The organism is Streptomyces sp. NRRL S-495 (genome assembly GCF_000966955.1).
Classification (GTDB): Bacteria; Actinomycetota; Actinomycetes; order Streptomycetales; family Streptomycetaceae; genus Kitasatospora; species Kitasatospora purpeofusca.
In genome coordinates this window covers 1-12,371 of record NZ_JZWY01000530.1, presented here as the reverse complement: position 1 = coordinate 12,371, position 12,371 = coordinate 1, and the positions used below count along the sequence as shown (strand labels likewise).

The following is a 12,371-nucleotide window of genomic DNA, read 5'->3' as shown; positions in this document are numbered from 1 at the left end:
CGCCCGCACCGCCGACCCCCGCCCCGCGCTCGCCGAGGCGGAGGGCGGCCTGGCCCGCTACCGCTCGCTGCTGGAGGACCTCGCCGCCGGCGGCGTCGACCTGGAGACCTTCCGGGACCGGGCGCGCGGCCTGCGGATCGGGCTGGTCGTCGACGGCGAGCGGCTCTGGGTGTTCGACCCGGTGCACGACCGCTGGTCCTACTGCGACGGCCTCCAGCTCCACACCTACGCCGTCGGCGACCGGCCGCGGCTCCCCGACAGCGGGAGGCCGGCCGCCGGGACGCCGAACGCCGCGCCGCCACCGGACGCCGGCGAGCCCACCCGACTGGTGGGGCCGTGACCACGCCCCCGGAACCGCCCCCGGGGCCCCCGCCCGGTGAGCAGCCGCCCGCCGAGCCACCGCCTGCCCCGGACCAGCCCGCCGAGCCGTCGCCGCACCCTCCCACCGCGGCGCGGCTCACCGAGGTGCCCGACGCCGGTCCCACCGCGGCGGCCGCTCCCGCCGGACCCAGCCCCGGGCCCGACCCGCCGGCGGAACCGGAGGCGGACCGGGGCGCGGACCAGGGCGCGGACCTCGACGACGACGCCGCCCTCGCGCTGCCGAGCCTGCCCGCCGGCCTGGTCGGACGGCGGGTCGCCGGGTACCGCCTGGAGGCGGAGATCGGCCGCGGCGGCATGGCCGTCGTCTACCGGGCCAAGGACCTGCGGCTGGGCCGCACCGTCGCGGTCAAACTGCTCGCCCCCGAACTCGCCCGCAACGAGGTGTTCCGGCGCCGCTTCATCCACGAGTCGCAGGTCGCCGCCGCGATCGACCACCCGCACATCATCCCGGTGTTCGAGGCGGGCGAGGCGGACGGCATCCTCTTCATCGCGATGCGCTACGTCGAGCACGGCGACCTGCGCGGGCTCATCTCCCGCGGCGGCCCCTTCCCGGTCGAGCGGGCCGCCGGGCTCGCCCTGCAGATCGCGTCCGCGCTGGACGCCGCGCACGACCACGACCTGGTCCACCGGGACGTCAAACCCGGCAATGTGCTCGTCGCCCCCGGCACCGACAGCGAGCACCCGGAACACCTCTACCTCGCCGACTTCGGCCTCACCAAGAAGTCCCTGTCACTGAGCGGACTGACCGGCGTCGGCCAGATCGTCGGCACCCTCGACTACGCCGCGCCCGAGCAGATCTCCGGCCGCCCGCTGGACGGCCGCTGCGACCAGTACGGCCTCGGTTGCGTCGTCTTCGAGATGCTCTCCGGAGCACCGCCGTTCCGCCGGGAGAGTGACCTCGCCCTGCTCTGGGCGCACCTCAACGACCCGCCGCCCACCGTGCGCGAGCACCGGCCCGACCTGTCCCCCGCCGTGGACGAGGTGATCGGCCGGGCCCTCGCCAAGGCCCCCGAGGAGCGGTTCGCCAGCTGCCTGCAGTTCGTCGCCGAACTGCGCGCGGCGGCGACCGTCACCCCGGCCACCGGCCCTCCCGGCGCCCAGTGGGGCACGGCCGGCCCACCGACCCAGGTCGTCCCCGCCGTCGCCGCCGCACCCCCGTTCGGCGCCACCCCTGGCGTCCCCGAACCCCCCGCCTGGGCCCTCCCGGCCATCCACCCGCCCGACCGCAGCCACTGGCGGTGACGCCCCGCCGGACGACGGCCCCGGCCGTTGTCGGTGCTGCCTGCTTCGATGGCCCCGACAGCGAGGACGACAGAGCGACCGGGGAGAATCCGTGGGCACGTGGGGCAGTGGGAACTTCGAGAGCGACACGGCGCTGGACCACCTGTCGGCCGTCGTCGGCCGACTCGTCGACGAGGTCGCCGAGGCGATGGCCGGCGATCCGGTCGGCATCGAACCCGACGAGTACTGGGGCGAGGCCGTGCCGTGCCAGCTGGAACTGCTGCACGTCCTCGCGCAGGCCGGCCACTCCACCGAGGGACTGCCGAAGGCCGAGGTGATCGAGGGCTGGAAGGTGACCTACATGGCCGTCTGGGAGCGCAGCATCGACGGCCTGGAGCCCAAGCCCGAGTACAAGAAGAAGCGCCGGGAGGTGCTGATCCGCACCTTCGACCAGCTGGCCGCCGATGCGCGGCAGGCAGAGGTCGACCAGGACTCCTAGTCGGTCTCCCCGCGGCGGGGCAGGCGGGCCGCGGCGAGGGCGCCCAGGGTGCCCGTCAGCAGGCCCCAGCCGGCGGCGAGCGGCACGGTGATCCAGAGCACCGGGTCGAGCGTGAGCGTGCCGCCGGTCAGGGCGGCGGCCGGGCCGACCGGGCCCACCGCCGGGCCGAGGACGGAGCTGAGCAGGTCGCCCAGGCCGCCCTCGCCGAGGCCGACCCCGAGCACCGAGAGGCCGTAGTCGGCGGAGATCCTGGTCCAGACGCCGACCAACAGCATGGTGACGGCGGCGGCCGCCGCCAGCCGCACCGCGTGCTGCCACAGCCGGACCCCGCGCGGTGCGCGGTGCGCGGCGAACACCCCGGCGGCGAGCATCAGGACGGCGGCCAGCGGGAGCAACCACCAGGCGCGGGCGTCCTGTTCGGCGAGCGTGCCGAGGTTCACCGTGCCGTCCTGGCCCTCGCCGACGCGCAGCACGGCGGCCAGTGATTTGGGCACGGGCAGTCCGATCGCGCCGACCAGGTGGCCGTTCCACTCGCCGCCGAGGCCGACGCCGAAGGCGAGCCAGACCAGATTGGGCAGGGCGAGCAGCGCGACGGCGGCGACCTCGCGGGCGTTCCCGTTCACCACGGCGGTGCCGATCGCGGCCAGCACCCCCAGCGCCACGCACCCGAGCAGGACCAGCAGCATCGCGAACCCGGCCGGGCGGACGGCCTGCTGGAAGGGCACCAGGGAGCGCGGCAGCGGCGCGCGGCGGGAGACGGCGAAGGTCGCGGCCAGCACGACCAGCAGCCAGAGCAGCCCCAGTCCGAGGGTGGGCGCGGGCTCCGCGTGGAAGCCCACCTCGGGGTTGATCCCGAGCGCGCCGCCGAGCTGTTCGACCAGCCCGTCACCGAGCGGCACCGGGAAGGTGTGCCGGGCCGCGACGCAGAGCAGGACGAGCGCGACCAGCCAGACGACCGCCGTCCGGGCGGCACGGCCGAGCAGTTCCCGGCCGCCCGCGACCGCGCGGAACCGCAGTTGGCGCAGGAACACCTCGGCCACGGCCAGCGCGCCGACCAGGCTCACGGACAGCGGCATCGCGACGATCCCGGCATCGACGGAGGCGAAGAAGCCGGCCCCGCCGTCGAGACCGACCGAACCGCCGACCGCGAGGGTGAGGGTGGCGGCGAGCACGTACGGGAAGCCGCCGCCGGGCAGGTCGTTCGCCCCGGCCGCCCAGAGGCCGAGCGCGGCGACGGCCGCCATCGCGGCGAACCCGGCCAGGACGACCGCCACCGCGTCCAGCCAGCCGCGCACGGCGCCGGGTGGTCCGGCCGCCCCGGTGCGGGCCGGCCCGCTCGAACGGGCCTGCTGGTGCATGCGGGTCTCCCTGTCGGCTCGGTGTCCCCCGTGCGTCCGGTTCCGGCCCCCACGCCTGCCACCAGGGTGGCCCAGGACCGGCCCGCCCGCCTGTCCGCCTCCCGGCCCCGTCGACCCCGCGTGCCGACGCGCGCCGACGCGCCCGCCGATCCCGCTCAGCGACCCGCCTGCCGACCGCTCACTGCCCGCTTCACTGCCCGCTGCTGTTGCGACGGACCGGCACCCGGGGCAGAAATGGATCCCAGTGGCAGGAGCCTCCTGCGCCGGCCGGGTGGACCGGCCGCCTGCGAAACGGAGCCTCGATGAGTTCCCAACCGCCTTCGTCCGGGCCGCCCCTCGGCCCGCCCTCCGGACCGCCGTCCGGCCCGCTCTCCGGCCCGCCGTCGGGCGGCCGGTCCGGTCCGCCCGGTCCCCCGTCCGGCCCGGCCTCCGGCGGAGCCGGCGGACCGGGCGGTGGCGGCGGACCGGGCGGCCCGTCCGGTCCGGGCGGTCCGTCCGGGGGACGTCCGACGCCGTGGTGGCGCTCCGGACGGAAGGCCGCCCTGGTGGCCGGCAGCGCCGCGCTGGCCGTGGTGGCGGCGGTGCTGATCATCAACAACAACAGCGGCGGCGGCAGCAGCGACACCACCGTGCCGACCGCGAACGAGGTCGCGCTGCAGGGTCCGCAGGACCCGGGCCCGGCGCCGTTCACCCCCTCGGTCCAGACGGAGGCGGTGCAGGCCCCCGCCCCGGCGCCGGCCACGGCGACCGCCACGGCGACCACCACCCGAACGGCCGGTGCCACGGCCACCGCGAGCACCGGCCTCCACAACGTCGAGGGGACGTCGGCCGGCGTCTACGGCGGGACGATGAACAAGCCGAGCTGCGACGTGGAGCGGCTGATCTCGATCACCTCGACCGGCGACACCGGCCGGGCCTGGGCCTCGGCCCAGGGCATCGAGCAGTCCGCCATCCCGGGTTACCTGCGGTCGCTGACCTCGGCCTACCTGCGGGTGGACACCCGGGTCACCAACCACAGCTACCAGGGCGGCGCGGCCGTCGGCTACCAGTCCGTGCTCCAGGCCGGCACCGCCGTGCTGGTCGACGCGCAGGGCGTGCCGCGGGTGCGCTGCGGCTGCGGCAACCCGCTGAAGGCGCCGACGCTGGTCTCGGACGCCAAGTACGTCGGCAAGCCGTGGACGGGCTTCCAGCCGAGCACGCTGGTCATCGTGGTCGCCGCGCCCCGGCCGGTGACCGAGATCGTGCTGGTGGACATCGTGACCGGCGGTTGGTTCGCGCGGGTGACGGGGCAGGTCAAGGTCGTCGACAAGGAGGTCCGGGAGCCGCGAGGTCCGCTGGCCCCCGGCGTCCCGGCCGCCACCTCCTGGCCTACCGCCTCGTCGAGCCCGTCGAAGTCGGGCTCCACCTCCGCCTCGACCTCGGCGCCGAGTTCCGGAAGCACCTCGACCTCGGGTTCGCCGTCCGGCTCGACCTCCGGCTCCACCGGACCGTCCAGCAGCTCGGCGACCGCCTCCACCTCGGGCGCGACCTCCTCGGGGGCCACGTCCTCGGGGGCGACGTCGTCGGGAGCCACGTCCTCGGGCGCGACCTCCTCCGGGGCCACCTCCTCCTCCGCCTCGGCCGGCACCTCGACCAGCGCCTCCACCGAGTCGGCGACCTCGAAGCCGACGGTGACGAACACCCCGGCCGCCACCACGACGACCGCGAAGACGGCCGCGTCGACCACCTCGGCCCAGCAGCCGGCGACGGCCACGGCGACCTGCGCCACCGCCGCGCCGTCCACCCTGCCGCCCTGCCCCACCACCACGGAGACCACCGGCTGATCCGACCGGCCGAACCTTCCGGACCCGCCGGGGTGTCACCCCGGTGGCAGCAGCACCTCGGTGTCGTCCGGCCCCAGTACCCGGCCGTCGGCCGCCCGGACCTCCACCCGGGCGACCGGCGCGCCGGCGGCGCGGTCGACGAGGCGGGCGCGCGGCTCGTCGGCCACGAAGCAGTACCGCTCGCCCCACTGGCGCAGGGCGGTGACGACGGGGAACAGCGCCCGCCCCTTCTCGGTGAGTACGTACTCCTGGTACGGGCTGCCGTCGGCAGCGGGAGCAGGTTCGAGGACGCCGTGGGCGACCAGGTTGGCGAGGCGCGCGGAGAGGATGTTCTTCGCCAGCCCCAGATTCTTCTGGAACTGCCCGAAGCGGCGCAGCCCGTCGAAGGCGTCACGGACGATCAGCAGCGTCCAGCCGTCGCCGAGGAGGTCCAGCGGCCGGGCGACCGGGCAGGTCGAATCCTCGTGCGAGGTGCGTTTCGGCACCCGCTTCTCCTCTCGTCCGGCGGTGTCCCGCGGCTCCGGTGACCCGCGGCTCCGGTAACCACCCGCGGCTCGGGTGACCCGCGGCTCCGGTGGCACGGGTTTCACCTTGCAACCATAGCGCCCGCCGAGCCGGCGATCCGTGGTTGCTTATTGAAACCTCGTCGTGCAAGGGTAGCGCGGTAGCACTTTGAAACCACCTTGCCGCGAAGGAGCCCCCGTTCCGTGCCTGTTCCCGCCGTCGCCTGGCTGTTCTCCGTCGCCAGTGGCCTGGCTGTCGCCAACGTCTACTACGCCCAACCGCTGCTCGACCTCGTCGCCCTGGACCTCGGCATCGACCACGCCACGGTCGGCCTGATCGGCACCCTCACCCAGATCGGCTACGCAGTCGGCCTGCTGCTGCTCGTCCCCCTGGGCGACCACCTCGACCGCCGCACCCTGATCACCGCCCAGCTCGGCCTCTCCGTCGTGGCGCTCACGGCCGTGGCGCTCTCCCCCTCGGCCCCGCTGATGCTGCTCGCCATGGCGGCGGTCGGCATGCTGGCCGTGGCCGCCCAGGTGATGGTCGCCCACGCGGCCTCCCTCGCCGATCCCGCCGACCGGGGCCGCGTCGTCGGCATCGTCACCAGCGGCATCGTGGTCGGCATCCTCCTCGCCCGGACCGTCGCCGGCACCGTCGGCGACCTCGCCGGATGGCGCGCCGTCTACCTCGTCTCCGCGATCGCCACCGGCGCCATGGCCGTCGCCCTGGCCGCAGTCGTCCCCACCGAACGCCGCCGCCCGGAGCGGATCCACTACCCGCGCCTGGTCGGCTCGGTGTTCACGCTGTTCGCCGAGGAGCCCGTGCTCCGGGTCCGCGCCGGACTCGCGCTGCTCGTCTTCACCGCCGTCACCGTGCTGCTCACCCCGATGGTGCTGCCGCTGGCCGCCCCGCCGTTCAGCCTCAGCCACACCGAGATCGGGCTCTTCGGCCTGGCCGGGGCCGCCGGCGCGCTCGGCGCCGGGCACGCCGGCCGACAGGCCGACCGGGGGCGGGCGCGGCGCACCCTGGCGATCGGGCTCACCGCCATGCTGGCCGCCTGGCCGCTCGCCGCGCTGCTGCCGCACTCGGTGTGGTGGCTGGTGCTCGCCATGGTGGTGATCGACTACGGCCTGCAGTCCGTGCACGTCGTCAATCAGCACCTGCTCTACCAGGTCCGCCCCGAGGCGCAGAGCCGACTGACCGCCGGGTACATGCTGCTCTACTCGGCAGGCAGCGCGATCGGCGCGATCGGCTCCACCCTGGCGTACGAACACGGCGGCTGGACGGCGGTCTGCGGCCTGGGCGGCACGGTCAGCCTGCTCGCGCTCGCGTACGGGCGGGCCGCCGAACGCCTGCTGGCGGGCCACCACGTCGTGGACAACGACCGGTCCGCGGAACCCACCGCCACGGAGCCCAGCGTCGCGGAGCCCTGCCTCAGCCGGTGACGGCCAGCTCCGCGACCACCGCGCGGTGGTCGGCGCCCCGCACCCGGTGCTCCGTCACCGACACCGCGCGCAGCGCCTCCCCGTGCAGCACGTGGTCGATCTGGATCACCGGCCACAGCGCGGAGAAGTAGGTGTTCGACTCCGGCCAGGTGGGCGCGGCCCCCCGGCCCAGCTCCGCGTGGGTGTCGGCGAGGCCGGTGTCGAGCAGGGCCCGCATCGGCGAGTGGTCGAGCGTCGCGTTGAAGTCCCCCAGCAGGACGGCGTTGCGGGTGGCGCCCGACACCGCCGCCCGCAGTCCGTCGAAGTCCGCCGACCAGCGCCCGGAGTCACCCAGCGGGTAGTAGGTGTGCACGGCCGTCAGCCGGACGGTGCGGCCGCCGACCGTCACCTCGGCCGCGATCTGCTCCCGGGCCGCCTCCGAGGCCGTGCCATCGAGCGGCGTCAGCGGGAGCCGCGAGTAGATCGCGGTGTCCCGGCCGGGCCGCAGCTCCCGGTGCGGCAGCACCTCGGCGATCCCCGCCCGGTCCAGCCGGGCGACCGCGCCCGGCCCCAGCTCCTCCATCGCGAGCACGTCGACGCGCTGTTCGCGCACCAGCCGGACGATCTCGGCGGCATCGGCCTGCCCCACCCAGGCGTTGCTGGTGGCGACCCGCAGCCGGGGCGCGTCGGCCGCCGGAGCGGCACCGCCGTCCGGCACCAACCTCGGGACCAGCCAGAAGAGCTGCAGCCAGAAGAGCTGCACCGCCGCCAGCACCCCGGCGACCGCCGCCGCCCACCACGAGCGGAGCGCCAGCAGCACCCCGAGCGCGAGCACGCCGCCCAGCGCCGCGTACGGCAGCAGCACCACGGCGAGCGCGAGCGGCGTCCCGTCGTCCCACCCGCCGAGGCGGACCGCCACCAGCGCCGCCGACAGCGCCGACACCGCCCAGCCGGACCACTCCAGCACCCGCCGCACCCACACCCACCAGCGTGCCCGCTCCACCGGCTTCCCCACCCCTCGCTCCGGCCCCTCGCCTCTGCCTCAGGACGTCCCCGTCCGCGGCGCGGTTCCGTACCGCTCCGCGCACGGGGCTTCCGGCGGGGAGCCGCCGCGGGGGGAGCCACCGCGGAGGGAGCCGCGCCTTCTCCCGGAGCCCCGGGCACTGAGCTGTTGAGGTGATCGTTTCTGCGTGTCCGGACAGAACGGTCCGGAGGCCGGGCCAGGGTGGGACCTGCCCCGATCCCATTGCCCGTTGTGAGGCCACCCGTGGTTCATCGACCCTCCCCGCACCGCAAACGTCTGTCCGCCCTGTGCATGGCGGTCCCGCTGGCCGCCGGGCTGGCGGCTCCGTTCGCCCTGGACCGGGCCTTCGCGGCGCCGGACCTGCCGCAGCGCCAGGCGGCGGTCCGCGGGGCCGGCACCCAGCGGCCGATCGGCCCCGACCCGGTGCTCGACCTGCTCACCCACGGCAACCTGACGATGGCCTCGAACTCGGTCCTGACCTGCGACGACAGCGACGGATCGGCCTGCAACGACACCGAGGGCACCAACAACGGCCGCACCAAGTACATCAAGACCGACCCGAACGCGCCCGGGAACAACGCGTCCTCGGCCCAGCTGGTGATCCCGGCCGGAGCCGAGGTGCTCTCCGCCCGGCTGTACTGGCAGTTCAACCCGACCAACACCAGCACCGCCGGCGGCACCTCCGGGGACATCAACAAGGGCAATACGGTGTCCTGGAAGGTCCCGGGCGGCGCCTCCTACGAGCAGGTCACCGCCGACACCTACGACTGGTTCGACCAGCAGGTCGGCGGCACCCCGCCCGAGCCGCTGCTGGCCGGGGCCGGCGTGAAGGACGTCACCGCCCAGGTGAAGGCCGCGGGCGCGGGCAGCTACACCGTCGCGGACATCCAGGCGTGCGCCGGGCGCTCCTCCGCGCAGAACTCCGGCGGCAACAACGTGGGCTGCTGGGGCGGCTGGTCACTCGTGGTGGCCTACCAGGACCAGGCCGACCCGCTGCGCTACCTCCAGGTCTGGGACGGCTTCCAGCTGCTGCGCTCCCCCGACAACCTGGCGACGCTCACCCTCGCCGGCATCCGCACCCCGGCCACCGCCCCGCCGGCCACCATGGGCGTCACCGTCGGCGACGGCGACGTGCCGATCTCGGGCGACCAACTGCTGGTCGGCTCCGCGACCGACAACCTGACGCTGCTGCCGATGCCCGGCCCCACCGGTGTCTCCACCGACAACGCCTTCACCAGCCGGATCGACCGGGTCGCCGCCGACGGCACCGGCAGCAACATCACGACCCGCGACCCCGCGCCGGTCAACAACTACGGCTACGACGCCCGCATGATCGACGTCACCGGCAAGATCCCCGCCGGCAGCACCCAGGCCGTGCTCCGGATCAACGGCGCCGGCGACGCCCTGCACCCGCAGGCCGTCTGGCTCGCCGTCGACGCCCTCGAACCGGACCTGCAGATCACCAAGGCCAACACCCCGGCCGGTACCACCGACAACAACCCGCCCGGCAACGTCTCCCCCGGCGACAGCATCACCTACACCTTCACCGTCGCCAACCAGCACGCCGACGGCAGCAGCGGCGACCTCGACACCGCCACCGGCATCACCGTCACCGACCAGCTGCCCGCCGGCACCACCTTCGTCGCGGGCTCCAACCCCTCCTGCACCGCCGCCGGGCAGACCGTCACCTGCCAGGTCGCCGACCTCGCCCCGGGCGCGAGCACCACCGTCGCCTTCCGGGCCACCGTCGACCAGGCCGCCACCGCCGGCACCGTCCTGGACGACAGCGCGACCCTCTCCTTCCGGGGCAACCAGACGCAGCGCGAGCAGACCCGCACCAGCAACACCGTGCGCAACACCGTGGTCGACACGCCGGTCTACTCGATCGAGAAGACCGCCACCCCCACCTCCACCACCCCCGGACGGACCGTCGACTACCGGATCAAGGTCACCAACACCGGCCGCGTCGCCGCACCCGGTGTCACCCTCGACGACAACCTCGCCGAGGTGCTCTCCCGGGCCGACTACAACGGTGACGCCGTCGCCGACCTGGGCTCCGTCACCGTCACCGGCACCACCCTGCACTGGACCGGGGACCTGCCGGTCGGCGGGAGCGCCACCATCACGTACTCGGTGACCGTGCACGGCTCGCTCACCACCGACACCGCGCTCGCCAACACCGTCACCTCCAGCACCTACCGCAACAACTGCCCGCCCGGCGAGGGCGACGCCCGTTGCCACGCCGACGTCACGGTGACCGTCCCCACGCCGTCGCCGTCCCCGACGGCCTCGCCCTCACCGACGGCCTCACCGACGGCGTCCCCTTCTCCGACCGAGTCCCCCACCGCCTCCCCCTCCCCCACGTCCTCCCCCACGGCGACACACAGCCACCGGCCCACCGCCAAGCCGACGCACGCCCCCGGGCCCGGCGGAGAGCTCCCCAGCACCGGCTCCGGCGCCCTCCCCGTTCTCGCCTTCGGCGCCCTCGGCTGCCTGATGATCGGTCTGCTCGTCCTGCGCACCCGGGGCCGCCGACACTAGGCTCCCGCCTCTCGGCGAAGACCGACCGACCGACTGACCGACCCCGACTGACTGACCCCGACTGACCAGAGCTCGTGCCGGGCCCATCCGCCCGGCACGAGCTCTGTCGTGAAACGGGGGACGTTAGGGGTTCAGTCCACGCAGGGGATGCCCCCGGCCCTCACCGCGGGGCCCTGCATGGGGAGGTCCGGAGTCGGATCGGCGGTGGTGGGCGGGGTCGACGGGGCCTCCGGCGGGACGGACGGGCCCGCGGTGCGGGGGGAGTGTGTGGCGCGGGGCGCGGCCGGGGTCGTCCGGGTGGCGACGGGCTCCGCGAACACGGCCTTGGCCTTGACCCCGGCCGTCGACGGCTCGGCCGAGGTGGACGGTGCGGCGGGCGAGGACGGTGCGGCGGGCGAGGTCGGCTCGGGCTGCTCGGCCGGGCCGGCCGCCGGTGGGACCTCGTGGCCGAACAGCTGCTTGACGATGCGCTTGATCTGGCCCGGGTCGACGGTGTTGACCTCCTGGCCGCCGATGTTCTTGAACCCGGTGATCGGCAGCGTGTTGAACTCCACATTGCCGCCGGTCAGGTTGGGCGCCTGCTGGGCGAAGTCCAGGACGTTCCAACGGTCGTCGATGACCACGTCCTTCTTCACCGCGTCGAACAGCCACTGGAGCCGGCCGAGGTCGCCGACCACACCGTCCTGCTTCAACTTGTAGACGACGGAGGAGATGAAGGCCTGCTGCCGATGGGTCCGGTCCAGGTCGCCGTTCTTCAGGTGGTGGCGCTGGCGGACGAACGACAGCGCCTGCCGGGCGTCGAGCGAGCTGACGCCCGCCGGGAGCCTCAGCCCCGTCCCGCCGCCCTCGTGGGTCGCCGTCCGGGAGACGATCGGGTCGTCCACCGGGTTGTTGAGGCAGACCTGGATCGGCTCGACGGCCTTGGCGATGTCGTAGAAGCCGATCAGGTTCACCTCCGCGAAGTGGTCGATCGGGATGTCCAGGAAGGACTGGACGGTCTGGAGGGTCGCGGCCCGCCCGGCCTCCCGGCTCTGCCGCTCCAGCTCCGGCTTGGACAGGCCCTTCCCGCTCAGCTTCTGCTCGGCGGCGCCCTTGGCGATGCCGTACGCCTCCTTGATCTTGTGCATCTTCCCGTCCGCGCCGACGGTCTGCACATAGTCGTCGCGCGGGACGGACAGGGCCGTCACCTTGCCCCCGTTGGCCGGTATGTGCAGGACGATCAGCGCGTTGGTGTTGTACCCGCCGATCTCGCTGGAGCCGGCGTGCAGCTCCTCCTCGACGAACTCCTTGGGCAGGTCGTTGCCGTCCATGTCCTTGCGGCTGTCGAGGCCGATGAGCAGCAGGTTGACGGACTGGTCGAGGTGCGGGGGCGCGTTCTTCCGGGCCTCGGTGAGCGCGGCCGACTTGACCATGCCGCTGTCGAGCTGCCGGTACTCGTACCAGACCAGGCCGCTCGCGCCGAGGACGGCCACCGAGAGGGTGCCGGCGAGCACTCGGCCGACGACGGTCAACGGCCCGGTGCGGGGCTCAGCCATGACGGTGCCTCCGGTGAGCGGTCGGGCCGGCGGTGACGGCGGCCGGGGCGGGGTTCGGGGC

9 protein-coding genes and 1 pseudogene are annotated in these 12,371 nt (G+C 74.6%); 6 read left to right on the top strand and 4 right to left on the bottom strand.

Going from position 1 to position 12,371, the window contains the following annotated elements; all coding sequences use genetic code 11:
* From VR45_RS26070 to VR45_RS26060, 3 genes and pseudogenes are all read left to right on the top strand, one after another.
* A pseudogene (locus tag VR45_RS26070) lies at positions 1-340 on the top strand (hypothetical protein); the annotation flags it as partial.
* A gap of 257 nt (positions 341-597) precedes the next feature.
* Entirely contained in the window at positions 598-1,623 is a 1,026-nt protein-coding gene (locus VR45_RS26065; RefSeq protein ID WP_045942284.1) for a serine/threonine-protein kinase, read from the top strand.
* Between the two features lie 91 nt (positions 1,624-1,714).
* Positions 1,715-2,101 (top strand): DUF4259 domain-containing protein, encoded by a 387-nt coding sequence (locus tag VR45_RS26060; RefSeq protein WP_045942277.1) that lies wholly within the window; start codon positions 1,715-1,717, stop codon positions 2,099-2,101.
* Here the strand turns inward: VR45_RS26060 and VR45_RS26055 are convergent.
* Entirely contained in the window at positions 2,098-3,459 is a 1,362-nt protein-coding gene (locus VR45_RS26055) for a streptophobe family protein (RefSeq protein WP_107094637.1), read from the bottom strand. The two genes, VR45_RS26060 and VR45_RS26055, sit on opposite strands and share 4 nt — an antisense overlap.
* 545 nt (positions 3,460-4,004) lie before the next feature.
* Here VR45_RS26055 and VR45_RS26050 point away from each other — a divergent pair.
* A complete protein-coding gene (locus VR45_RS26050; RefSeq protein ID WP_052709378.1) occupies positions 4,005-5,282 on the top strand; it encodes a DUF6777 domain-containing protein in 1,278 nt (425 codons plus the stop codon).
* 35 nt (positions 5,283-5,317) lie between these two features.
* Here the strand turns inward: VR45_RS26050 and VR45_RS26045 are convergent, their stop codons facing one another.
* On the bottom strand, positions 5,318-5,767 hold the full coding sequence (locus VR45_RS26045; RefSeq protein WP_045942276.1) for a helix-turn-helix domain-containing protein: 450 nt from the start codon (positions 5,765-5,767) through the stop codon (positions 5,318-5,320).
* Positions 5,768-5,989: 222 nt separating this feature from the next.
* Here VR45_RS26045 and VR45_RS26040 point away from each other — a divergent pair, with 222 nt between their 5' ends.
* A complete protein-coding gene (locus VR45_RS26040; RefSeq protein WP_063772549.1) occupies positions 5,990-7,231 on the top strand; it encodes an MFS transporter in 1,242 nt (413 codons plus the stop codon).
* On the opposite strand, the gene VR45_RS26035 is transcribed toward VR45_RS26040, so the two are convergent.
* Complete coding sequence (locus VR45_RS26035; RefSeq protein WP_234326169.1) at positions 7,221-8,225, bottom strand: endonuclease/exonuclease/phosphatase family protein; 1,005 nt, start codon at positions 8,223-8,225, stop codon at positions 7,221-7,223. The two genes, VR45_RS26040 and VR45_RS26035, sit on opposite strands and share 11 nt — an antisense overlap.
* Positions 8,226-8,525: 300 nt before the next feature.
* Between VR45_RS26035 and VR45_RS50180 the strand changes: the two genes are divergently transcribed.
* On the top strand, positions 8,526-10,775 hold the full coding sequence (locus tag VR45_RS50180) for a DUF11 domain-containing protein (protein ID WP_045942275.1): 2,250 nt from the start codon (positions 8,526-8,528) through the stop codon (positions 10,773-10,775).
* A gap of 131 nt (positions 10,776-10,906) precedes the next feature.
* Here the strand turns inward: VR45_RS50180 and VR45_RS26025 are convergent, their stop codons facing one another.
* Positions 10,907-12,310 (bottom strand): LCP family protein, encoded by a 1,404-nt coding sequence (locus VR45_RS26025; protein WP_052709377.1) that lies wholly within the window; start codon positions 12,308-12,310, stop codon positions 10,907-10,909.
* Positions 12,311-12,371 lie beyond the last annotated feature (61 nt).